The 23459-nt window shown below is 45.2% G+C and carries 24 protein-coding genes; 14 read left to right on the top strand and 10 right to left on the bottom strand.

Annotation, left to right across the window (positions count from 1 at the left end):
- The first annotated feature begins 2 nt into the window (after window positions 1-2).
- Window positions 3-956 (top strand): cobalamin biosynthesis protein, encoded by a 954-nt coding sequence (locus KO501_RS14775; protein ID WP_216030432.1) that lies wholly within the window; start codon window positions 3-5, stop codon window positions 954-956.
- Window positions 957-1090: 134 nt separating this feature from the next.
- Complete coding sequence (locus KO501_RS14780) at window positions 1091-1501, top strand: rhodanese-like domain-containing protein (RefSeq protein WP_216030433.1); 411 nt, start codon at window positions 1091-1093, stop codon at window positions 1499-1501.
- A 76-nt stretch (window positions 1502-1577) separates the two neighbouring features.
- Here the strand turns inward: KO501_RS14780 and tyrS are convergent, their stop codons facing one another.
- The gene (tyrS, locus tag KO501_RS14785; protein ID WP_216030434.1) at window positions 1578-2780 is read right to left on the bottom strand and encodes a tyrosine--tRNA ligase; all 1203 of its coding nucleotides are present in this window, start codon (window positions 2778-2780) and stop codon (window positions 1578-1580) included.
- A gap of 179 nt (window positions 2781-2959) precedes the next feature.
- Here tyrS and KO501_RS14790 point away from each other — a divergent pair, with 179 nt between their 5' ends.
- Together KO501_RS14790 and KO501_RS14795 are read left to right on the top strand one after the other, a co-directional pair.
- On the top strand, window positions 2960-4273 hold the full coding sequence (locus KO501_RS14790; RefSeq protein WP_216030435.1) for a peptidoglycan DD-metalloendopeptidase family protein: 1314 nt from the start codon (window positions 2960-2962) through the stop codon (window positions 4271-4273).
- A gap of 193 nt (window positions 4274-4466) precedes the next feature.
- Window positions 4467-5300 carry a mechanosensitive ion channel family protein gene (locus KO501_RS14795; RefSeq protein WP_216030436.1) on the top strand — a complete coding sequence of 278 codons (834 nt, stop codon included), beginning with the start codon at window positions 4467-4469 and terminating at the stop codon, window positions 5298-5300.
- Window positions 5301-5343: 43 nt separating this feature from the next.
- Here KO501_RS14795 and KO501_RS14800 read toward each other — a convergent pair whose 3' ends face one another.
- The 4 genes from KO501_RS14800 to KO501_RS14815 all read right to left on the bottom strand — a co-directional run bounded on the left by KO501_RS14800 (window position 5344) and on the right by KO501_RS14815 (window position 7775).
- Window positions 5344-5766, bottom strand: a complete 423-nt coding sequence (locus KO501_RS14800; protein WP_216030437.1) for an SRPBCC domain-containing protein — start codon at window positions 5764-5766, stop codon at window positions 5344-5346.
- Between the two features lie 90 nt (window positions 5767-5856).
- Window positions 5857-6429: a glutathione S-transferase family protein gene (locus tag KO501_RS14805; RefSeq protein ID WP_216030438.1), complete on the bottom strand. Its 573-nt coding sequence runs from the start codon at window positions 6427-6429 to the stop codon at window positions 5857-5859.
- Between the two features lie 113 nt (window positions 6430-6542).
- Window positions 6543-6887, bottom strand: a complete 345-nt coding sequence (erpA, locus tag KO501_RS14810) for an iron-sulfur cluster insertion protein ErpA (protein ID WP_216030439.1) — start codon at window positions 6885-6887, stop codon at window positions 6543-6545.
- Window positions 6888-7043: 156 nt separating this feature from the next.
- A complete protein-coding gene (locus tag KO501_RS14815; RefSeq protein WP_216030440.1) occupies window positions 7044-7775 on the bottom strand; it encodes a DUF6776 family protein in 732 nt (243 codons plus the stop codon).
- Window positions 7776-7889: 114 nt separating this feature from the next.
- Here KO501_RS14815 and KO501_RS14820 point away from each other — a divergent pair, with 114 nt between their 5' ends.
- From KO501_RS14820 to KO501_RS14830, 3 genes are all read left to right on the top strand, one after another.
- Window positions 7890-9566: a chloride channel protein gene (locus tag KO501_RS14820; RefSeq protein WP_216030441.1), complete on the top strand. Its 1677-nt coding sequence runs from the start codon at window positions 7890-7892 to the stop codon at window positions 9564-9566.
- A gap of 11 nt (window positions 9567-9577) precedes the next feature.
- Window positions 9578-10003 carry a CopD family protein gene (locus KO501_RS14825; protein WP_216030442.1) on the top strand — a complete coding sequence of 142 codons (426 nt, stop codon included), beginning with the start codon at window positions 9578-9580 and terminating at the stop codon, window positions 10001-10003.
- An 83-nt stretch (window positions 10004-10086) separates the two neighbouring features.
- Window positions 10087-10263: a hypothetical protein gene (locus KO501_RS14830; RefSeq protein WP_216030443.1), complete on the top strand. Its 177-nt coding sequence runs from the start codon at window positions 10087-10089 to the stop codon at window positions 10261-10263.
- Between the two features lie 10 nt (window positions 10264-10273).
- Here KO501_RS14830 and KO501_RS14835 read toward each other — a convergent pair whose 3' ends face one another.
- Window positions 10274-10915 carry a UPF0149 family protein gene (locus KO501_RS14835; RefSeq protein WP_216030444.1) on the bottom strand — a complete coding sequence of 214 codons (642 nt, stop codon included), beginning with the start codon at window positions 10913-10915 and terminating at the stop codon, window positions 10274-10276.
- Window positions 10916-11016: 101 nt separating this feature from the next.
- Here KO501_RS14835 and KO501_RS14840 point away from each other — a divergent pair, with 101 nt between their 5' ends.
- Window positions 11017-12216, top strand: a complete 1200-nt coding sequence (locus KO501_RS14840; RefSeq protein ID WP_216030445.1) for an Nramp family divalent metal transporter — start codon at window positions 11017-11019, stop codon at window positions 12214-12216.
- Here KO501_RS14840 and KO501_RS14845 read toward each other — a convergent pair.
- The 3 genes from KO501_RS14845 to typA form a co-directional block, all read right to left on the bottom strand.
- Window positions 12202-13338 carry a PatB family C-S lyase gene (locus tag KO501_RS14845; protein ID WP_216030446.1) on the bottom strand — a complete coding sequence of 379 codons (1137 nt, stop codon included), beginning with the start codon at window positions 13336-13338 and terminating at the stop codon, window positions 12202-12204. The two genes, KO501_RS14840 and KO501_RS14845, sit on opposite strands and share 15 nt — an antisense overlap.
- Before the next feature lie 85 nt (window positions 13339-13423).
- Window positions 13424-13819 carry a response regulator gene (locus tag KO501_RS14850; protein WP_216030447.1) on the bottom strand — a complete coding sequence of 132 codons (396 nt, stop codon included), beginning with the start codon at window positions 13817-13819 and terminating at the stop codon, window positions 13424-13426.
- A 123-nt stretch (window positions 13820-13942) separates the two neighbouring features.
- Complete coding sequence (gene typA / locus KO501_RS14855) at window positions 13943-15772, bottom strand: translational GTPase TypA (RefSeq protein ID WP_216030448.1); 1830 nt, start codon at window positions 15770-15772, stop codon at window positions 13943-13945.
- Window positions 15773-16218: 446 nt separating this feature from the next.
- On the opposite strand from typA, the gene glnA reads away from it, so the two are divergent.
- From glnA to glnG, 4 genes are all read left to right on the top strand, one after another.
- Window positions 16219-17628, top strand: coding sequence for a glutamate--ammonia ligase (gene glnA / locus KO501_RS14860; protein ID WP_216030449.1), 1410 nt, complete (start codon window positions 16219-16221; stop codon window positions 17626-17628).
- Between the two features lie 109 nt (window positions 17629-17737).
- Window positions 17738-18244: a DUF4124 domain-containing protein gene (locus KO501_RS14865; protein ID WP_216030450.1), complete on the top strand. Its 507-nt coding sequence runs from the start codon at window positions 17738-17740 to the stop codon at window positions 18242-18244.
- 127 nt (window positions 18245-18371) lie between these two features.
- Window positions 18372-19457, top strand: a complete 1086-nt coding sequence (gene glnL / locus KO501_RS14870; protein ID WP_216030451.1) for a nitrogen regulation protein NR(II) — start codon at window positions 18372-18374, stop codon at window positions 19455-19457.
- Window positions 19450-20865 carry a nitrogen regulation protein NR(I) gene (gene glnG, locus KO501_RS14875; protein WP_216030452.1) on the top strand — a complete coding sequence of 472 codons (1416 nt, stop codon included), beginning with the start codon at window positions 19450-19452 and terminating at the stop codon, window positions 20863-20865. The genes glnL and glnG overlap by 8 nt, the downstream gene beginning before the upstream one ends.
- Window positions 20866-20933: 68 nt before the next feature.
- Here the strand turns inward: glnG and KO501_RS14880 are convergent, their stop codons facing one another.
- A complete protein-coding gene (locus tag KO501_RS14880) occupies window positions 20934-22082 on the bottom strand; it encodes an HD domain-containing phosphohydrolase (protein ID WP_216030453.1) in 1149 nt (382 codons plus the stop codon).
- 176 nt (window positions 22083-22258) lie between these two features.
- On the opposite strand from KO501_RS14880, the gene KO501_RS14885 reads away from it, so the two are divergent.
- Together KO501_RS14885 and rraB are read left to right on the top strand one after the other, a co-directional pair.
- Window positions 22259-22987, top strand: a complete 729-nt coding sequence (locus tag KO501_RS14885; protein ID WP_216030454.1) for a 1-acylglycerol-3-phosphate O-acyltransferase — start codon at window positions 22259-22261, stop codon at window positions 22985-22987.
- Between the two features lie 56 nt (window positions 22988-23043).
- Entirely contained in the window at window positions 23044-23424 is a 381-nt protein-coding gene (rraB, locus tag KO501_RS14890; RefSeq protein ID WP_216030455.1) for a ribonuclease E inhibitor RraB, read from the top strand.
- Window positions 23425-23459: the final 35 nt, after the last annotated feature.

Consider the following 23459-nt stretch of genomic DNA (forward strand, 5'->3'; position numbering starts at 1 on the left):
GTATGGATGCCGTTTTATCGAGTACACACATGCAAACCTTGGCTATTGTTATTTTAGCAATAGCCATTAATAGCGTGTGGCGTTGGCCGGAAAAGTATCACCCATTAACCCTGTTTCGTTTATTAGCCAAAGGAATGGCGCAAAAAGTGAAACCCCAGGCGACAGATCCACCTAGACAACACCGAATATCCGGTAGTTTAGGTGCCATCGTGCTCATCGCGCCCTTTGTTGTGCTAGTGGCGTTATTGGTTTATATGGCTGAATATCCACTTTTTTTTGACGCTATCATTTTGCTTTGCCTGCTAGATTTTGCCCAGGCCAAAAGACAATATCGCCGTATCATGGCGGCCTTAGCCAAAGATCAAAAGCTATTAGCTCGGGAAATACTTGGTACCATTGTCGCCCGCGACTGCCAGCGTTTATCCGATTTAGGGATCGCCAAAGCGGCCATGGAAAGCTTGCTTTTACGCTTCTACTATCAAGTATGCGGTGTGATTTTTTGGTTTCTTATTGGTGGGCCGGCCATTGCTTTAGGTTACAGGCTGCTATTGGTCTTTAGCTGGGAGTGGCACTGGCGTTTACCAGGATATTATTGGTTTGGCTTACCCGTCCGGCGATTAGCTCGATTACTGGCCATAGTGCCTGCATTTATCGGCGCTTTCATGCTTGCCATCGTTACCCATCCAGTACGAGGGTTTAAAGCAATCACGCAATGTAAACACAGTGATCCTACGTCATTCTTATTGGCATTAAGCGGTGGAGGCTTAGGCGTGAAATTAGGCGGCCCAGCTATTTATGGCGGCAATATGGTGCGCTACCACCGCGTTGGCGGTCCATTGAACGTTAAATATTCAGATATGTACCGCTGTATCCAGGCAATTTCACATACCTCATTATTGTTATGCGGTGTCATTATTATTTTAATGACCAGTATGCACGTTATGTTCATCCAGTGAATGCATAAGAAGATCTGCACAATTTTCTTTTGTTAAGGTACACTGCTCGCCCAACATCGATGTAATATTAAACGATGAGCCAATGAATAAACTTTGGCGTTCGGCTAAATTTTTATAAAAGGTAGGTAATAACCATGCCCAAATGGCTGCTTCTTGCTTCACTTATCACATTGGTCGCTATCTCGGCATTTTTTTATTGGCCTGAAAACGCAGTAGCAAACAGTAATAACAAAGTGGCGCCGTCGTCTTTCTTGCTTGAAAAAGTCAAAAGCCAAGAGTGGACACTTATTGATGTAAGAAGCCCAGAGGAATATGCACAAGGGCATATTCCCGGTGCCATAAATATGCCCCATGATGACATTGAACGCTACATTGGCCAACTTGGCGAAGCCAAAGACAAACCCCTGATTATTTACTGTCGCTCAGGGCGACGCGCCACCATTGCGATGAAAAAGCTTGAACAACAAGAGTTCATGAACGTCAGTCATTTGGAAGGCGACATCATGGGCTGGCGAGAATCGGGTTTACCCATCGACAAAATGTAAACCGCACCGAAGCGGGTATCGGTGGACAACCCCACGAAAAAAATGCCCGGTATCAAGCCGGGCATTTTTAGTTTCATTACTTGGTAAGGGTAACCCGAGCAAATTTACGCTTGCCCACTTGATAAACCTGTTCACCGGGCTCAGTCAATAAAAGACGGGTATCTGACACTTTTTCACCGTCAATTTTAACTGCCCCTTGTTTAATCATGCGCATGGCGTCTGACGTAGATGCCACGAGGTTGGCCTCTTTCAGCAAATGCCCAATGGCGATGCTGCCATCGGTGAGTGCCACTGTTACCGAAGGCATATCATCAGGAATGGCATTTTTCTGGAAGCGTTGGATAAAGTCTTCATGGGCTTTTTCTGCCGCATTGTCATCATGGAACCGGGCAATCAGTTCTTTGGCTAACAGGATCTTGATGTCTCTGGGGTTGGCCCCGTCTGCGACCTGTTTTTTCAACGCCACCACGTCTTCGATGGGTTTAAAGCTTAGCAGGTCATAGTAACGCCACATCAAGTCATCGGAAATGGACATCACTTTACCAAACATGTCATTGGGTGCGTCTGTAATGCCGATGTAATTATTCAGCGATTTTGACATCTTTTGAACGCCATCAAGGCCTTCTAACAATGGCACCATCACAACCGCTTGCTGCGCCTGACCATTTTCCTTTTGCAGTTCGCGCCCCATCAGCAAATTGAAACGCTGATCGGTTCCCCCCATTTCCACATCGGCTTGTAACGCCACCGAATCCCAACCTTGTACCAGCGGGTAGAGAAATTCGTGGATGGCAATGGGTTGGCCATTATTGTAGCGCTTTTTAAAATCATCACGCTCAAGCATTCTGGCTACCGTTTGGCTGGCGGCAAGTTTAATCATACCTGCGGCCCCAAGCTCGTCCATCCATTCCGAGTTAAAGCGAATTTGCGTTTTCTCTTTATCAAGAATTTTAAATACTTGTTCTTGATAGGTCTTTGCGTTTTCTAGTACCTGCTCTTTGGTCAGCGGTTTACGGGTAACATTTTTTCCCGTAGGGTCGCCAATCAGGCCGGTAAAATCACCAATAAGAAAAACCACATTGTGGCCTAACTGTTGAAAGATGCGCAGCTTGTTGATAAGCACAGTGTGGCCAAGATGAAGGTCCGGCGCCGTCGGGTCAAACCCGGCTTTTATGGTTAACGTTTTTCCTGACTTGAGTTTTTCAATTAACTCAGCTTCGGGCAGAATTTCATCTGTACCCCTTTTAATTTCCGCTAAAGCGCTTTGCCAATCGGTCATGCTATTTCCACACATTACAGTTATTGGGATAAATTAGACCGGGCATTTTACGCATACCCGTGAACCTTTGAAAGACTTCGCCGTCAAAAAGGCGTGCTTAGTGCGATGATAATAGGATTTTACAGGCTCTTTGGTGGAAACTCGTGCTGTAACACGATATTCTCACAAGGGTGAGATCTATGAGGTTGATAATTACCGTGGTAGTAAAAACGTTAAAAAAACTTCCCAAGCCACACCGAACCGGATTGGCCATTGCCAGCCTTTTTTTAGGCGGGCTAATTCTTCTGCCATCTGAATCGGTCGAAGCGAGTCGTCATCAGGAATCCTTGATCCTTGATGCCGGAGTTCGTTATCCAGTGGAACTTTCTGTACTCGATGCACCAGCATTCGAACTGGAGGAAGATGAAGGTAGCTGGGAAACCTTCAAAGTAGGCCGTGGTGACACATTGGCCAAAATATTTAAGCGAGCAGGTTTTTCTGCCCGCGACACTTACGAAGTCACCCAAGCTGGAGAGCTAGCAAAAACGCTGGTAACACTGATCCCTGGTGACGAATTACAACTAAAAGCCAACGAACAAGGCGGCTTTGATGGCTTACGCTATCAAGTATCCTATAAAGAAACCTTGTTAATTTCTCCTAGTGATGACGACCAATCACTCAAAGCCGAGCTTGAAACAAAAAATACGGAGACCCGTTACAATTTTGCTCAAGGGGTAATCAGTAGCAGTTTTTGGAATGCTGGGGCTGATGCAGGCTTATCCGATAATCAAATCATGCATTTAGCAGGGATCTTCGGTTGGGACATCGATTTTGCGGTGGGTATTCGTAAGGGCGATGTATTTAATGTCGTCTACGAAGAAAATTACATAGACGGTGAGTTTGTGGGTTACGGAGACATCGTAGCGGCAGAATTTATTAACCAAGGCGAGCGATTTGTTGCCGTTCAAGCTGACGACGGAAACTACTATACTCCCGAAGGGCGGAGTATGCGAAAAAGCTTTCTGCGCGCCCCCATTAACTTTAAATATGTTAGTTCAAACTTCACTAAGGCGCGCTTTCATCCGGTACAAAAACGCTGGAAAGCCCATAACGGCACCGATTATGTTGCCGCTGTAGGCACGCCAGTGATGGCCGCCGGCGATGGACGAGTTATCGAGGCGTCCTACAACCGCTTCAATGGTAACTATGTGTTTATTCAGCACGGTGAAAAATACGTTACCAAATATCTGCACCTTAAAAAACGGGGCGTGAAGAAAGGTGAAACCGTAAAACAAGGGCAAACCATCGGCTACCTAGGTGCCACGGGAATGGTCACCGGTGCCCATTTACATTACGAATTCCTTGTTGATGGCGTGCATCGTAATCCTCGCACTGTGGACTTACCGAAAGCCCGTCCCATTGCCGAGGAACAGCGTGATGATTTTATGAAAATTGCCAAAGTACGCATGGAGCAATTGGATAACACCAAACGCATTATGTTAGCGATGAAATAAAAAAATCCCTGCCTTTCTGGTCGCGCTAGAAAGGCAGGGTAATATCACTTCATACTATTGATGAATAGTGTCTTTTCCCATTCTGTATTATAAATAGCGCACTTAAGTTTAGACGTGGATATCAAGCCTCTTGGTTTCATTGTTCACAACAACGCTTTGGTCAATGACTTTCCAATACAGAGGATCACCTAACATGGAAGATTTCATTGCATCTTTGGATGTAAATCAATACTTACCTGCGGCACTGGCGTGGGCAACGAATATTCTGCTCGCCCTATTTATACTTATTATCGGTATATTCGTGGCTGGTAAAGCCTACAAAGCCATGGTTGCTATTTCAAACCGTTATCCACAGCTTGACGATACCTTATTTAAGTTTTTTGGTAGTGTGGTGCGCTACACCATTCTTGCTTTTGTGGGTATCGCTGTATTAAATCGTTTTGGCGTGCAAACCGCGTCAATTATCGCTCTGCTCGGCGCCGCTGGCCTTGCCGTCGGTTTAGCGCTACAAGGCACCTTATCGAACCTAGCTGCTGGCGTCATGCTGCTTATCTTCCGCCCTTATAAAGTAGGTGACTTTGTGGATGCTGCTGGAAAATTTGGTAAGGTAACGGAAGTGGATATGTTTACTACTATTCTACAAACTTTTGATAACCAACATATTATTATTCCAAATAGCCAGATTTGGGGCGAGCAAATCATCAACCATTCACACCACCCTATTCGTGGAGTCGATATGACTTTTGGTGTTGCTTACGATGAAAACACAGACGCAGCACGTGCGGTGATTGATAAAGTATTAGCCGAGCACCCTCATGTATTGCAAGACCCGGCTCCCTTCGTGGAAGTCGAGACCTTAAACGACAGCTCTGTGGACTTTATCGTTCGCCCGTTCTGTCACGGTGAGCACTATTTTGATGTTCGCTATACTATTCCAGAGCAAATCAAAAAAGCACTGGATGAAGCCAATATTGAGATCCCATTCCCCCACCGTAAAGTTATTGTGGTAAACGAAACTGCTCAATAATCTTAGGTCGGCACCGGCTTAGGTCGGTGCCGTTCTTCTTTGCTTAAACTAATAAGCCTAAACGGCTAATCGCTTGCTCCCAGTAAACAGTGAGTTTATCTGCCATCTTTGAACTATTAATCCCTTCGTGATGAACCACAATATGCACCCCTTGTGCTTGGGGAAAGAGACGAATATCCACACTGGTTTCCCCCACATCATCACTTAAACCACTTATATGCATAGAAAAAGAAATTTGTTCTTTCGGTCGCAACCTAGCAAATTCGCCCTTACAGGTTATACATTGTTCTTCAATATTGAGTAGCTGAAAACGAAACGTACCGCCTTCAATAAAATCGATGGATAGAGAAAGCAGCGCTTGTGGCGATGCCACCAGCCATACGCTCAGCAGTTCGGTATGAGAAAATGCTTCGTAAGCTCGGCTCGGCGTTAGCGGTAGATCCGCAGATAAATGGAGGTCTGGCATGATAAACGGCCCTTTAGCACACTGATAACACCAGTACGTTAGGGCCGCTAAATTGGATTGTCAGGGAGTACGGTAAATACAGCTTACCGTTTAAAGACGGGGATCCGTGGCTGTCACCTCAATTCGTTCGATGTGCTCTTCACGAAAGGCTTTTAGATGCCCAAGGTCATTCAACGGATGCAAGTTACGGAACTCTACCCAGTCAATAAGTGTGAATAAAGCAATAGAAGGATAACTCCAACCATCAAATTCACCAGCTTCTACCATCTGGTCTAGCAAAGTAAGGGTAGAGATAACACGTTCCTTTTGCAGGCGAACAAACAAGGCGTCTGCATCCGCTTCAATATTGGAACGTTTCAACATGAACAAGGACACGAAAGAGTCGTTGGCCGCATCGATTAACGTAAGTTGATTTTCTTGATCCCAAGTTATACTAGGATAATCAAATTTGGCCTTAAGATAATTATAAATTACCCGAGAATCGAAGATCATCTGACCCTCGTCTTCCAGACAAGGCACTTTTAATGTGGGGTTCTTCGATGCAAGGATCTCCCGACCCTCGCCTTCAAAAATATTCAGATTAATGAATTCATGCGCAGTATTTGCAAGAAGGAGGCGAATCCGTCGAACGAAAGGCGACGTTGTTGAACCATATAATTTCATAAAACAGCTCTCTTAAACCGGATCTAATAAGTTAATTTATACATCGTGAGAAACGTTTTCTCATCCGATGTAACGTCATTACAAATACATCATCACAATAATATCAATGGATATTAGACACTGAAACTGGCACCACACCCGCAGGTAGTAGTGGCATTCGGGTTGTTAACAAGAAACCGAGAGCCTTCCAAGCCATCTACATAATCCACAACACCACCCACTAAATATTGCAGGCTCATGGGATCCACTACCAAGGTGACATCATCTTTTTCAATGGTCATATCACCTTCATTGACTTTCTCATCGAAGGTAAAGCCATACTGGAAGCCGGAACAGCCCCCACCTGTGACATACACACGTAACTTTAATGCTGGATTTTCTTCTTCCAGAACCAGCTCTTTCACTTTCTTTGCTGCTGAGTCAGAAAACTCAATGGGCATCGCCATTTCTACAGACATAGTTACCTCACAAACGCTTTAGGCGAACCCGCCCGATTCGCCCAATTATCTAATACCTGAGTAACGCAATCAACTATTACCCGCTACTCGCGATCAGTTGTCACCAGATTACCATAAACGAGACTAGCGCTTTTACCGACCTGACCGCTTTTTTAGTTACTGCACCTCATCTTCTGTCCCGTTGAAAACCTCTGGCCAACTCAGGGTCAATTCATAATAACCTTGGTTAGTTTTCCACTTATAGACATCAGAACTAAATACGACTTGCTCAGGAATAAAGTCCACCGGCAGTGTAAAGCTAAAATCCAAGGCCTGAAAATAACGAAAACGCCACGCTATTGGTCCATCGGGTAAGAAGCCGGTTTCTCCCGGTGCTAACCAATAAGGTTTACCGCCTTTACTTCCTTTAATGACGATTTTCAGTGCCCCTTTAAGCAACACTTTTTGACTATATTGTTGCAACAAGAGGGCTTGCAAGCGATAGGCATTTTCACTTGCCTTCGGAGTAATCTGCACACTATCAATGAAAAAGCCATCTTGGGTCTTTTCTGGTGCCATTACCCGTTGATAAAAACTGAGTTGTTCTTCTAATTTTAGTACCTGCCCTTGTAATGTGCGCAATTCCGCCTCGGTATTCTCTCGCTTATTAGTGGCGAGTATTTCGCTCACTTCAAGTTCGCTTAGCCGAGTGTGCAAGCGTTGGTTCTCTTGTTCGAGGACCGTTCGAGTATGACTTTCATTTTCGAGTTTTAATTCAAGAGCTTGCTTTTGATAAGACGCGATTAAATAACCGAACAACATCATCACCACTGCCACGATGCTAAACACCCCTAAATCCCGCGGTTTTTGATGGGAAGTAAACACAAAAAACTTACTCGGTTTTGCCATGGTAATCTCAGGTTACGCCGTGCGCTAATCCGGCACGGAAATTGTTATCACTTATTAAGAAAAGCAGTAACTTATGTTACGATAAATTTCAACGCTACAGGATAAGCCAGTTTAATGTATTTTTTATCGCTGCGACAGGAACTTGCCCACCCCCGAACCTCGGTCCAACTTTGTATCCTTGGTATTGTAGGTGGCTTCATTGCGGCGGGTTTGATTATCCTTTTTCGCTTATGCATTGAATGGGTGCAAGGTAGTGCCCTTTCTCAACTTCGCCAATTCACCGATGATGAACGGATTATTTGGTTCGTCATGCCCATCGGCGCCGCCTTAATTATTCTTTTTATTGCCTTTCTTACCGGTTTTAAGCATTACCGAATGGGCATTCCTTTCATTATTCACCGCATAAAATACTACTATGGCATGGTGCCGTTTCGTACCACGGTAAATCAATTTTTTGGTGGCATGATGGCATTAGCTGGCGGATTTGTAGTGGGCAGAGAAGGCCCCTCGGTACATCTAGGCGCGTCGGGAAGTAGCTTTTTAGGCCAATGGCTTCGCCTCCCCTACAACAGCATTCGGATCCTCGCAGGATGCGGTATCGCCGCGGGGATCTCGGCTTCGTTCAATACACCGTTTGCAGCGGTTATCTTTGTTATGGAAGTGGTTTTACGGGAGTATAAAATTCATATCTTCGTTCCCGTTATGCTCGCCGCCGCCATCGGTTCGGTGCTCACTCGCATGGTATTTGGTGAAGTCAATGAATTGTCATTTCTGGCAATCACGGCATTAGAAGAATGGATGTATTTGTATTTTATTCTTTTAGGGATTGTATTGGGTGCCCTCGCGACATTATTTAATTCTCAAATCATGCGCATCATGCAATCTTTCCGACACCTCAATATGGTGTGGCGCTTAATATTAGCGGCGGTCATTACCGGTTGTGTCGGCGCCCTGCAACCGGAAAGCCTGGGGGCAAACTTTGAAGATGTGGAGCATTTATTTGGCACTCACCCTGGTGCGTTACTACTTATCACTATTTTAATCGCAAAATTCTTTCTTGCCGTATTTGCTATCGGACTTGGGGTGCCCGGCGGCATCATTGGCCCGGTGATGGTGATAGGGATGTTAGCGGGCTCGGTATTATTAATGCCATTACAAGGGGTTGTTGATATCGATGAATTTACCAGTAGCTTTGCCCTGTTAGGGGTCGCCGGTATGCTCACTGCGGTGCTTCATGCGCCTTTGGCTGCGTTATCCGCGGTAATGGAATTATCCTACAGCCCACAAATTATATTACCGGCTATGTTAGTGATCGTACCGGCCTACGTCACTGCAACTCAATTTTTAGGCAATCGCTCGATATTCATTAGACAGCTAGATTATCAAAAACTACCCTATGCTCTCTCGTCGGTGCAGGAATCTCTGGAAAAAACCGGGGTTCTTGCTGCCATGACAAAAGATTACAAGCTTTTTTACAATGCGCCGGAAGAGGTCATCGAAAATTACCTTTCCGACAGTCCAACCCATGTGGTTGTACAAAAGATCAGGTCGGAGCGCGATGTCACCTTTAAGCTAGTACAATACGATGTGAGTTTAGAACACAATGCTCAGCCGCTAAGTTACCACAACATGGAAGGGGTCATGAGTCAGGCAACATTAAATGAAGTGTACGAAAAGCTTAAAAACCGTCGCACTGGTGCCGTGTATATTTTTGAGCAAAATAAACAGGAAATTCAAGGTGTCATTACTTGGAATATTCTGCAGTCGTTCTTGCAAAGAGCACAATATTAAACAGGTATTTTATGATTTTCTGGATTAAAGCTCTGCATATTTTTTTCGTTATAGCATGGCTTGCAGGTATTTTTTATCTGCCACGACTATTTGTTTATCATGCTGGCGCTGAGCATCAGGTAGTCAAAGACCAATTTAAAATAATGGAACGAAGATTGTGGTTTTTTATCACACCTTTTGCCATTTTAACCGCTATTTTTGGGTTTGCGCTTATTTATATGTATGGACTGGCGTGGTTAAAGGCGTCTGCTTGGTTGCATGTAAAGTTCGTACTATTACTTGCCATTTACGGTTATCACATCTATTTATATAAACTCATGAAACAATTTGAATACGACAAAAATGTTCATTCAGCCAAATTTTATCGCTTCCTTAACGAAGCCCCAGTTTTATTGTTACTGGCCATCGTAATTCTAGCAGTGGTTAAACCATTTTGATGCTTATAGACTTTTAATCCCGTAATTAAAGGAAGAAATTACGTTTTACTCTGGTCTACTTATTTTTATAAGGTGAAATAAACATGGACGTAAACAACGAACATTTAAAAGCGCTGCTAGAAAAGACAGACCGGGCGTTCCAAGCATTATTAAAAGAACCGGATTCCGCCGAGTTAAATCGTGCCTATGAATCAGCTAAAGAAGAATTAAACCAATATATCAGTTCGGTTCGCAATAATTTAGCTAAGCGTCAGCGGTAATCGCCTTGTTTTACTGACTCGGCTGCGTGAAGTTTTCAAACTGATTAGGTAATACCCCCGCTAACTCCCCTGCAAGCTCAACGTAATCCTCAAGTATGGCTGGTATTTGCGCCACCAATTTCGACATATTTTCCTTTAATAACAACCTTTGTTCTTGGTTTCTCATCGACAATGCCATTTGTGCATCTGCCAAGGTAGTAAAAAGCTTTAAGCATCGGGTGAGACGCTTGCTGGGATCTTCTTTATCTTGCGCTAAGTCATCAGCAGACGATTGTTTGGCTAAGGTCCAAGCCCGTTGCCAGCAGGGTTCGAGTTTTGCGTGGGCAGCCAGTAATCCAGTTAGCCATAATGATAACGTAGGATTGGGCATGCCCGCGCTAAGCGTAAGGTATCTTTGTGGCAATAAGGCGGCATTAAGGCGCATGGCATTAAGGTGCGTTCTTAAGCCATCCATAAGCCCTTCAGCCAGCGTATCGAGCAATGAGGTTGAAGGTAAATCGCCAGACTTTGTCATCAACCACGGCATCCAAGTTTCCGGCATAGGTATTTCTGGGCTCGTCGCAACGGCAAAGGTAAAGCCTTGGGTATAGGCTTTTTCAGGTAACAACACCTGTAAAGTCGGCTCAAGGTATAAATCATCTAATGTTGTCACTTTGTTCTTCATTTCAATTTATGTACTTGTCATTAGGTAGGAATCATCGCTATGCTTGGCACTGCTTGAATAAACAATAACATTTAACCGGCAGTGAAAATATGTCAAAAGATAAATCAGGGTATATCGTCGCCGCAGCTTTTATCGGGCCAGGTACGGTAACCACCGCCAGTCTTGCCGGTGCAGGCTATGGCTTTCATCTAGCTTGGGCGTTGTTGTTTTCTATATTCGCCACCATGGTATTGCAAGATATGGCAGCACGCCTTGGCATTGGCACAGGCAAAAGCCTTTCCACCTGCCTAATGGATCTCACCACACTTAAACCCTTACGTTTTTTCATCGCCTTTCTCATTATCGCCGCCATTGGTATTGGCAATGCCGCTTATGAATCCGGTAACCTAACGGGTGCAGCCATTGGGTTAAATACCATAATTCCTTTAGGTAACGCGTCTTGGTCAATGTTGCTGGGGGTGGTTGCCTGCGTACTGCTTCTTAGCGGTAAATACAAACTGATTGAAACTGCGTTAGTATGCCTAGTCGCCATCATGGCGTTAGTGTTTGTGGTTACCCTCGCGGTAGCCCAACCCGATATTGGAACCATGCTGACACAGTTGTTTTCTCCCCGTATTGATGCTCAGTCCATCACCATGGTGTTAGCGCTCATTGGTACCACCATCGTGCCGTACAACCTTTTTCTCCATGCCAGCCTGGTATCGCAGCAATATAAAGGCGCCAATAAGCTACAAGCCGTAAAAGAATGCCGACGCCAATCAGTCATCGCGATTGGTATGGGCGGAGCCATTACCCTTGTCATTGTCGCCACTGCCATGACCGCATTTTTCGGGCAGGCTGCCACGTTGAATGCCGGCAATATGGGAGAGCAATTGGCGCCGGTGTTAGGCCATAGCGCAAAATGGTTTTTCGCCGCTGGGCTTTTTGCTGCAGGATTAACCAGTACCATCACCGCTCCCCTTGCCGCCGCCTACGCCGTATGCGGTGCAATGGGTAAACCGGCACAACTCGACAGCACCTTGTTTAGAATCATTGGGTTTGTTGTGATAGCCACAGGGGTTGGCGTGGCCAGCATGGGCTTTAAACCCTTGACCGCCATCTTATTTGCTCAGGCAGCCAATGGTATTTTATTGCCAATTATTGCGGTGTTTTTGCTGGTTGTTATGAACCGAGATAGCGTGCCTAGCAGCTTTAGAAATAGCACAATAAGCAACCTTGTGGGGGCTCTCATTGTGCTATTTGTCTGCGCGTTGACCGGTTATAAATTAGTGAGTTTAGTTACCGGCTAAGCGAGTAAGTATGGCGTCGAGCATACTGCGACTGCAACCAAAATTAATTCTGAAATGATCCGGTGCTAGAAAATCAATACCCGGTGAAGGGCCAACGCCACGGTTCTCTGCCCAGGTCTGTACATTAGGCACATCTAAACCACTGGCGTCCACCCAAGCAAGAAAGGTTGCTTGAGAGGCGTGTACTTTTAGACCGTCAATGGCATTAATGGCTTCGACAACCCGTTTCTGATTTCCTCGCAGATAACTGAGCATCTGTTGGTGCCAATCATCACATTGAGTAAAGGCCGCTTCAGTCGCCACTAACCCTAGCAAGTTGACCCAGGGCATATGCCCCGCTGCGGCTTGTGTAAATTGCTGACGTATCTGCCGGTCTGGAATAATCGCAAAGGATGCGCCTAGCCCCGCTACGTTAAAGGTCTTACTGGCCGCCATTAAGGTAACACTGATGTCCTTTAAGGCTTCAACCCGTCCTGCAGGAATGTGTGATACGGTTTCATCAAGTATCAGGTCACAGTGTATTTCGTCTGAACACAATTTAACGTTGTGGGTTTGACAAAGTTCAGCAATACGATTGATTTCATCTTGGCTCAATACGCTGCCCACTGGGTTCATTGGATTGCATAAGATCAGTAATTTACACTTTGGATCGGCGGCTTGGGTTTCAAGCTCAGCAAAATCCAATGTAGGACGGCCATCCACTTCCACGGTGCCAATATCCACTCGCTCTAACCCGTTAATTTTGGGTGCGGCTAATAACGGCGGATAATTGGGGGTCTGTACCATCACTTTGTCGCCGGGTTCACAATACGCTTTACAAGCTATGTTAAACCCCGGCACCACTCCTGGTGTCCATACCAACCAGTCGGCATCAATTTCCCAATTATGTTTCTCTTTAAGCCATCGCTGCACCGCTTCTATAGCTGGCTGATATTGGGCAGGAAGTACATACCCAAGGTTGCCATGATCAACTTTAGCGGCCAATGCATCCAATATGGGCTGTGCACAACGAAATTCGGTATCAGCAACCCAGGCAGGAATAACGTCCTGTCCTTCGTACTTCTGCCATTTGAAAGAATAAGTACCCTGGCGAGAAGGCGTATCATCAAAATTAAAAGACACTGAAAATATCCTGTGATTAGGGTGAAAAAAGAAAAGATATCGCTTAGGTTTTACACCTTGGTTGTCAGTGTAATCGAAAAAGCTGTCAGTTGACTAGAGGCGGTATCTTGTCCAGCAACGACTTTACCTTACTGACCAAATCTTCACTGGCAAAAGGTTTGGCTAAAAATTGGGTAGCTCCACCTTGCTTAGCCGCCAGTACGGTTTCTCTGGTGGCATCGCCGGTTAGTAGAATAAAGGGCGCGTCAACGCCAACCCCACGACACTCTTTCAGTAAAGTCAGGCCATCATATACTGGCATATTCTGATCACTGATAATGAGCGCCAAGCTTTTCCCTGCCGGACTAAGCAGAAACTCTCGCGCCATCTCGCTACGACTAAACGCTAACACGGTTACTTCAAAAGCCTCTTCTAAGGCATAGGTCACAATATCCAAAGTCACGGTATCGTCGTCGATGACAACGATAGAATAATTACTCATAGACCAGACTACTCCTTCTCAACTGCAACGGGAAATGACAAGGATAATCGGTCTACACCGAATTACTACCCTGCTTTAGTTAAAAAAAAAGCGCCCGTTAGGCGCTTTTTTCATCGTAAATTGTTACTTTTTGTCTCTGGAAGCACGCTTACGTTCGTTCTCGGTCAGTAATTTCTTACGGATTCGAATACTTTCTGGTGTTACTTCAACCAATTCGTCGTCATCGATGAATTCGAGTGCCTGTTCCAGTGTCATTTTCACCGGTGGTACTAGGGTCTGGGCTTCATCTGTACCTGATGCACGTACGTTAGTTAACTGCTTACCTTTAAGGGCATTAACAGTAAGGTCGTTGTCTCGGCTATGAATACCGATAATCATACCTTCGTACACTTCAACACCATGGCCAATAAATAAACGACCACGTTCTTGCAGGTTAAACAAGGCATTGGTTAATGCTTTACCGTTAGCATTGGCAATCAGTACACCGTTTTTACGCTTACCGATTACACCGCCTTTATGAGGGCCGTAGTGATCGAATGTATGATAAAGCAAGCCAGAACCTGATGTCATGGTCATAAAGTCAGTTTGGAAACCAATCAAGCCACGGCTTGGAATGGTAAAGTCCATACGGATACGACCTTTTCCATCTGGTGACATATCCGTTAACTCAGCTTTACGCAGGCCAAGTTGTTCCATGATAGAACCTTGGTGTGCTTCTTCACAATCGATGGTTAAGGTTTCAAACGGTTCGTGCAATTCACCATCAATCTCTTTAAGAATTACTTCTGGACGAGATACAGCCAGTTCGTAGCCTTCACGACGCATATTTTCAATCAAGATACCAAGGTGTAATTCACCACGGCCTGATACGCGGAATTTATCTGGATCTTCAGTTTCTTCAACTCGCAATGCCACGTTATGAATCAGTTCATCGTTAAGACGTTCTAAGATGTTTCTGGATGTTACATACTTCCCTTCTTTCCCTGCAAATGGAGAAGTATTGACTTGGAAAGTCATAGTAACCGTAGGTTCATCTACCGATAACGGAGGCAACGCTTCGATGGTATTGATATCACAAATGGTATCTGAAATTTTCAGTTCACCAAGGCCAGTCACAGCAATGATGTCGCCGGCGCTAGCAGAGTCTACTTCGTGACGGTCAAGGCCAAGATAACCTAATACTTGTCCAACTTTACCATTGCGCGTTTTGCCTTCAGCCGTAACCACAGTAACCTGCTGGTTCATTTTAACGCTACCGCGTTTAACTCGGCCTACACCAATAACACCAACATAAGAGTTGTAGTCAAGCTGGGAGATTTGCATCTGGAAAGGACCTGCTGCATCGGCATCTGGCGCGGCAACTTGTTCAACGATGGTTTCGAACAACGCAGTCATGTCTTCACCCTGCGTGTCGGAATCCATTGACGCCCAGCCATTTAATGCTGATGCATAGACAACCTGAAAATCTAATTGGTCGTCCGTGGCGCCAAGATTATCAAACAAGTCGAAAACCTGATCCATTACCCAATCTGGGCGTGCGCCTGGCTTGTCAATTTTGTTAATCACGACAATTGGCTTCAGGCCCTGTGCAAACGCTTTTTGTGTTACAAAGCGAGTTTGCGGCATAGGTCCTTCTTGCGCATCAACTAACAGCAATACTGAGTCGGCCATAGACATAACGCGCTCTACTTCACCACCGAAGTCTGCGTGTCCAGGAGTATCTACAATATTAATGCGGTAATCATTCCAGTTAATGGCAGTATTTTTCGCCAAAATCGTAATACCGCGTTCTTTCTCGATGTCGTTAGAGTCCATTACCCGCTCTTGGGCTTCTCCACGACTTTCAAGCGTGCCAGATTGCTGAAGCAATTTGTCTACAAGGGTAGTTTTACCGTGGTCAACGTGAGCGATAATTGCAATATTACGTAATTTATTTATATCAGTGGTGTTCATTGGGTCAAAGCCTTGGAGATCCGCGTTTGTGAGGCTGAATAGCGCCTTGCAGATTTATTTGCGGTAACGGGATAGTAAAATGTGCGCGGATTGTACAGAAATTCCCACTACATTGCGCACATTTTTTCACTTTTTATTTTAGCAATTATATTACAGCCATCTATACGCCTGCAAGAGAAGGGAAAAACGAGGGTTATACTGGTATCACTACGGAGAATGCTCTAGGCTAGGGTCCGAAGCACGGCGTCATGCCGGTGCGCACCATAATGAAGCCTTAAAGCACCATTATAGTGCATATCGGGAGCCGTAATTCACTGTCGTTCCCTGCTACCCCGCGTAAATACGTCAAGCAGCTATATGGCACGAATATCGCTTCACAAATTGTTAATTATTTTGGAGTGAAATTGTTCACCCCACTTTTTATGCTAATAAATCCGGAGGACACGATGTCAGTAGAAAAGACATTAGAGCTGATCAAAGAAAGCGAAGCGAAATTTGTGGATTTGCGCTTTACCGACACAAAAGGTAAAGAGCAGCACGTATCGATTCCTGCTAACCTGATCGATGATGAATTCTTTGAAGAAGGTAAAATGTTTGACGGCTCTTCTATCGCTGGCTGGAAGGGCATTAATGAATCAGACATGATTCTAATGCCTGATGCAACCACAGCAGTAATCGACCCGTTTGCTGAGGAAGCCCAAGTTAATATCCGCTGCGACATCGTTGAACCTACCACATTGGAAGGTTACGAGCGTGATCCTCGTTCTGTAGCACGTCGTGCTGAAGAATACTTAAAATCTACTGGCATTGGTGATACCTGTTACGTAGGTCCAGAACCTGAGTTCTTCTTGTTTGATGATGTGAAATTCCACACAGACATGGCCGGCTCTTTCTTCAAGATTGACGCGGCTGAAGCAAAATGGAATTCAGGTGCGGACTTCGAAGGCGGCAACCTTGGTCACCGTCCAGGTGTTAAAGGTGGTTACTTCCCAGTACCTCCAGTAGATTCTGCCCACGACATTCGTGGCGCAATGTGCTTAGTAATGGAAGAAATGGGGCTGGTTATCGAAGCTCATCACCATGAAGTAGCAACAGCCGGACAAAACGAAATTGCCGCAGCCTTTAATACCCTGGTATCAAAAGCTGATGAAATCCAAATTTATAAGTATGTTGTTCACAACGTAGCACATGCATACGGTCAAACAGCGACCTTCATGCCTAAGCCTCTTGTTGGTGATAACGGTTCAGGTATGCACGTTCACCAATCAATTGCTAAAGATGGCAAAAACATCTTTGCTGGTGATAAATATGCAGGCCTTTCAGAAGAAGCCTTGTTCTACATCGGTGGTATTATTAAGCACGCTCGTGCAATCAACGCCTTCGCTAACGCATCTACTAACTCGTACAAGCGTTTAGTCCCTGGTTTTGAAGCACCTGTAATGCTGGCTTATTCAGCCCGTAACCGTTCTGCGTCTATCCGTATTCCTTATGTGACCAGCGACAAAGCTCGTCGTATCGAAGTACGTTTCCCTGACCCTACAGCTAACCCATACTTGGCATTTACTTCTATGCTTATGGCTGGCCTTGACGGTATTAAGAATAAGATCCACCCTGGCGATGCCATGGACAAAGACTTATACGACTTACCACCAGAAGAAGCCAAAGAAATTCCTACCGTTGCTAGTTCACTAGAAATGGCATTGGAAGCCCTTGATAATGACCGCGACTTCTTAAAAGCCGGTGGTGTTATGACTGACGATATGATTGATGCATACATCGAACTGAAATCTGAAGAAGTAACCAAACTCGGTATGTCGACTCACCCTGTTGAGTTTGACATGTACTACAGCGTTTAATATCTGCTGTTAGTTCCCATTTGTTTATGTAAAAAGCCCGCCTAAAAAGCGGGCTTTTTTTCGTCAGTGACTTTGCTAAACTTACAAGAAAACGAAGGGCCCATCGCTCATGAAAACACAGTTATTGGTAGTCTGGTTCTTTTCTTCCCTGCTGTCTGCTCAGACAGTTTACAAAATCGTTAAACCAGACGGTACAATACTGTATACCGATACCCCTCAGTCTGGGGCCGAGCCCATGGAACTGGATGACTACACCAAGAACGTAGCCGATCCTCAACCCGTTCCTAAACCTCAAATTCCCCAACAAGAAAAGCCGACGATTCGTTATCAGGTGTCAATCGTTTCACCTAAGCCTGAAGCGACCCTACGGGACAATCTGGGCAACGTAACAATCACCGCCTCCTCATCTCCTACCTTTAAAGGTCAATACCGCCTAACCTTTGATAACCAAGCAAATTGGCGCAATAGCAGCGGCACCTTTAAACTTACTGGCGTTAACCGCGGCGCCCACACTTATCATGTGGATCTGATTGATAATAAAGGCAAGAGTCTTGCATCATCCCCTCAACAAACACTGTATTTGCATCAAGCATCAGTGTTAATTAACAGCAATTAGCGATCTATGGTGGCGCATGCCACGCACCATAGGGGTTCATCAAAAATTAATTTTTATCTTGAATCTTCGCTGATCGAGCACATTAATCTATAATGCACCATAAATGTGCAAAGGGGAGCCGCTCGGCATGCTTGCTACCGAGTTTGAAACAAACCACTTATTAAATAACCTCAATACTGCGTTGGTGATGGTAAACAGCCAACTTCAGATTGTTTATACCAATCACGCGGGTGAAGCGCTTTTTGAAACAGGCGTAAAACAATTATCTGGACACAAACTTGCGGAGTTTTTTGCACCCAATGCAATAAACAGCGCACGGTTACGTGCCGCGATGCGCCGGGGTGAAGACTTTACCGAAAACGACATGCGTTTATGCTTTAAAGATGGACGCAACGTGTTATCCGATCTTACCGTCACGAACTTACAAACTGAAGACGGCCCTAAACTCATGTTTGAGGTACGCCGTATTGATCAGCAACGTCGTATTTCCAGAGAGAATCAACAAAATGCCCAGTATGATGCCGCTCGGGAGCTGATTCGAGGCTTGGCCCATGAAATTAAAAACCCATTAGGGGGAATTCGAGGCGCAGCCCAGTTACTGGAAAAAGAACTGACAAACCCGGCACATAGTGAATTTACCCAGATGATCATTGATCAATCAGACCGGCTTAGAAATCTAGTCGACCGTTTGCTTGGTCCCAACGCGTTGCCCCGTTTAGAGTGGAGCAACCTTCACCAAGCGCTAGAAAAAGTACGCAGCTTGATGAGTGTGGACTCGGATAACCCCATCACCATCATTCGCGATTACGACCCCAGCATTCCTGATTTGCGGGTCGATCAAGATATGGTGCAGCAATCCGTACTCAATATTTTACGCAACAGCGTACAAGCGTTAACTGAAGCCAAAACGCCCTCACCGCAAATTCGTCTTGTTACCCGAATTGACAGGCAAATGACCATATTAGGCAAGCGACATTCTTTGGTCGCTAAAATCCAAATTATCGACAATGGTCCTGGGATACCAGCAGAGATCAGAGATACCTTGTTCTATCCAATGGTCAGCAGTAAACAAAATGGTAGCGGCTTAGGCCTGTCCATTGCACAAACCTTAATTAACCACCACGGCGGTAAAATAGAAGTGGATAGTCATCCCGGACACACTGAATTTACGCTTTATCTTCCTATCCCAAGAAAGGAGTCGGACAATGAATAATGAATCCGTTTGGATTGTAGATGACGACAGCTCCATTCGCTGGGTACTACAAAAAGCGTTACAAGCAGCAAATATTGGTTGTCTAAGCTTTGAGAACCCAGAAGATTTGCTGTTGCAACTTAACAGTGGCCAAAGCCCAGAAGTCATCGTTTCTGATATACGCATGCCACAAATGGATGGCATGACGTTACTTAATGAAGTACATAATATTGATCCTGTTATCCCTGTGATCATTATGACCGCTCATTCTGATTTAGACAGTGCGGTTAATGCTTATCAAAGTGGTGCCTTCGAATATTTGCCCAAACCCTTTGATATCGACGAAGCCGTCACCTTGGTACAACGAGCTCTGGCTCATGCCCGAGAACAATCTCGACAGAATCAAGCTCCCCAAGATGACACGGCCACCGAAATCATTGGCGAAGCGCCTGCCATGCAGGAAGTGTTTCGAGCCATAGGTCGTTTATCTCGCTCTTCTATCAGCGTATTAATAAATGGTCAATCCGGTACTGGTAAAGAGTTAGTGGCCCATGCACTGCATCGTCATAGCCCACGCTCTGCTAACCCCTTTATTGCATTGAACATGGCTGCCATTCCCGCCGATCTGGTGGAATCAGAGCTTTTTGGCCATGAGAAAGGGGCCTTTACTGGCGCACAAACCGCCCGCCAAGGTCGCTTTGAACAAGCCAATGGCGGCACTTTATTTCTTGATGAAATTGGAGATATGCCTCTGGATGTGCAAACACGGTTGCTCCGTGTACTTGCTGACGGGCAGTTTTATCGCGTTGGTGGGCACCAGTCTGTCACCGTTGACGTGCGTATTATCGCTGCCACCCACCAGAACTTGGAACAACGTGTGGCCGAGGGCAAATTCCGGGAAGATTTGTTTCACCGTTTAAACGTCATCCGGATCCATATTCCCTCTCTGGCAGAGCGCAGAGAAGACATTCCTCTATTGGCTCGACATTTCTTACGTTCCGCGGCAAAAGAATTAGATGTAGAGTCTAAACTTTTAAGCAAGGAAGCGGAAAAACTCATGGCGCAACTGGCATGGCCCGGCAACGTGAGGCAGTTAGAAAACGTCTGTCGATGGTTAACCGTAATGGCCAGTGGTCAGGAAGTGTTACCCACCGATTTACCCCCAGAGATCCACTCTGAAAATACCATCGAAAAATCTGGCGCTGCCACTGTTGGTGATTGGCCTGAGTTGTTGGCAAAATGGACCGATCAACAGTTGCAAGAGGGACACTTTAATATTCTCAACGATGCCATGCTCACCTTTGAAAAAATCTTATTGGAACGGGCGCTTCACTATACCCATGGGCACAAGCAAGATGCAGCTAAACGCTTAGGCTGGGGTCGTAATACCCTGACTCGCAAACTCAAAGAACTTGATGTGAACGATTAAACGTTTGCCGCTTTTTCTTTGCCAGAACACGCCATGCCGGTAGATGAACAAACGGTCATGGCGTGAGCCTATGCCCCTTGGGTCAAAAGGCGGGTCATCACGCGGTTGAAATGGCGTATCCATTTGGCACTAAACTGCCCGTCTGCCGCCCGATTAAGGGCAATGACCGCCTGCTTCTTAGACATCTGTTTATCTTGATTATGAGCCCGCGAATGGGTCATGGCGTCGAAGGTATCTAAAATACCCAACAATTTTGCACCATCGCAAATATCCTCTTCTTTTAGACCCAACGGATACCCGTTGCCATCCACCCGCTCATGATGCTGCATCACAATTTTACGGGCATGATTCCAATGCTCTAAATGCTCTAGTAAGCGTGAACTTTTATAAACATGGGATCGCATAAGGTTAAATTCGGCTTGGGTGTAAGGCTCGTTTTTATTCAGTAGCGTTAATGGCATAAACGCCATGCCAAAGTCGTGTACATAGCAAGCGACTGACAATTGGTCATCGTCAATAGGACTTCCTGCTTCATGATTAATATACAAGGCTAATTTGGCAATACGATCGCCTCTTCCAGCCCAGTAATTTGACCGATGTTCGATGGTTTGCATCAGATTTCTGAAAAAAACCATGTCGTCTCGTTTATCACCACTGACTGTTTTAAGAATGCCCGTGTTCGCCACCGTCTCCGGAGGACCAGAAACGCTCTGTTGTAGTCCATCCACGTCACCCAGTGCGGTATTTCCTAATTCAGGATTTAAAAGTTGCACCGCTTCGGTGAGCAATCGTTCATGATCTGCATGGTTCTGGGGAGAGATTCGGGATATTGCCTGCACGAGCTGTTCATGAAGATGTTCGTCGTAACTGGCCCGTCCATCATTCATAACGCTTTGCACAAAGCCTTTAACTTGATCCATGGTGAGCAAAACGAGATCGCTCATGGTGCTAGTGTAATGAATCTGGCCTTTACGTAAGAAATCCAGTAGATCTTCTACGTGTTGAAGTAAAGGCACCATAGGGGAAAAGTTAACCAGCCCCAGATCCCCTTTTATCGTATGCACCGACCGAAACAAGCTGCGTTGAAGCTCGTTATCTTCAGGGCGAAGTTCAAGCTCAATCAGCGTTTGTTCACTGGCTTCATATAATTCGTTAATTTCTTCCATGAGCTCGCTAAGAATATCGTCTTCGAGCTCCTCTGGCGTAAAAATTTGCATGCTGCGTTACCGGATCAAACTTATCTGTAAAGTTATATCACCTCATCGGCAGATTCGCTAATCAAGCCAACACTTCTTTGATACAAATGACAACAATTGCAAAAGAATCACTGATCGGACATCTGATTTACGGAATATCCCGTATACTTCGCGCAAAATAGTCAACAGGATATCGTGTGTTAGCCATACTCCGCATTTTTGCGCTTTTTTTTGCATTCATTTTTATTAATATTTTCGTTTTTATTGTTTGTATTGTTCGGCCCTTTCATCGAGACAATGTGCACGTTGCTGGTCAGGCATATGCATTGATGTCGTGGATCGTCGGCTTAAAAGTTGTGGTCAGAAAAAATGACAAAATCGACCCAAACACACCCTATATTTTTATCGCCAATCATCAAAATAGTTTTGATCTGATTACGATCTGTAAAGCGGCACTGCCCGGCGTCGTAACCGTCGGTAAGAAAAGCTTAAAATGGATCCCGATTTTCGGCCAGATTTATTGGTTATCCGGGAACATTATGATTGACCGAAAAAATAGTGGTAAAGCAAGAGACACCCTGCTAATTGCCGGTGAAAAAATTCGTCAAAAACGTACTTCTGTATGGGTATTTCCTGAAGGAACCCGTAGTTATGGTAAAGGCATTTTACCCTTTAAAACCGGTGCATTTAGACTCGCTCAAGCGGTCAATGAACCTGTGGTTATGGTAACCGCGAGTAATCTGCACGAAAAAGTGCGCTGGAATCGTTGGAACAACGGTACCGTGTATGTGGATCTGGACGCCCCCATCATTCTTGATGATAGCCGCTCAATTAAACAATGGTCATCTTTCTTTCACGCTACTATGACCACTAAATTTGAACAGCTAAATCAAGAACTGGCAAAGGAAGATGTGGCAAATAGATAGCATCCTGATGATCAGTAAATTACACTACGCTTATCAACATAGGTTAGGTAAACATAATGAATCAATTTGACGAACGAGAAGAATGGTACGCGTTTAATCAGGAAACCATTGATGCGCTACTTGAAGATGGTAGTCAGGCTGACGCCGACTACACCATTGAACACCATCTTGCGTCAACAGACTTCGATGTACTAGAAAAAGCAGCGGTAGAAGCCTTTAAAGCGGGGTTTGAAGTCTCTGATGCAGAAGAGCTTATGTTAGATGATGGCGGCACGGTGTTTTGTTTTGATGCCGTAACAGAACGTAAACTTGACCGCACACTAATAGACAAAGACACAGATACCTTATTAAAAATAGCAGATAAATTCAGCGTTCATTACGATGGATGGGGTACGTTTTTTATGCCTCAAGACGGCGAAACAACCTACGACGACTAACCGGTTAAGGGTTGTTTCAGTTTTTGTTCATCTTC

Source organism: Alteromonas sp. C1M14 (assembly GCF_018860965.1).
In the GTDB taxonomy this organism is placed as follows: Bacteria; Pseudomonadota; Gammaproteobacteria; order Enterobacterales; family Alteromonadaceae; genus Alteromonas.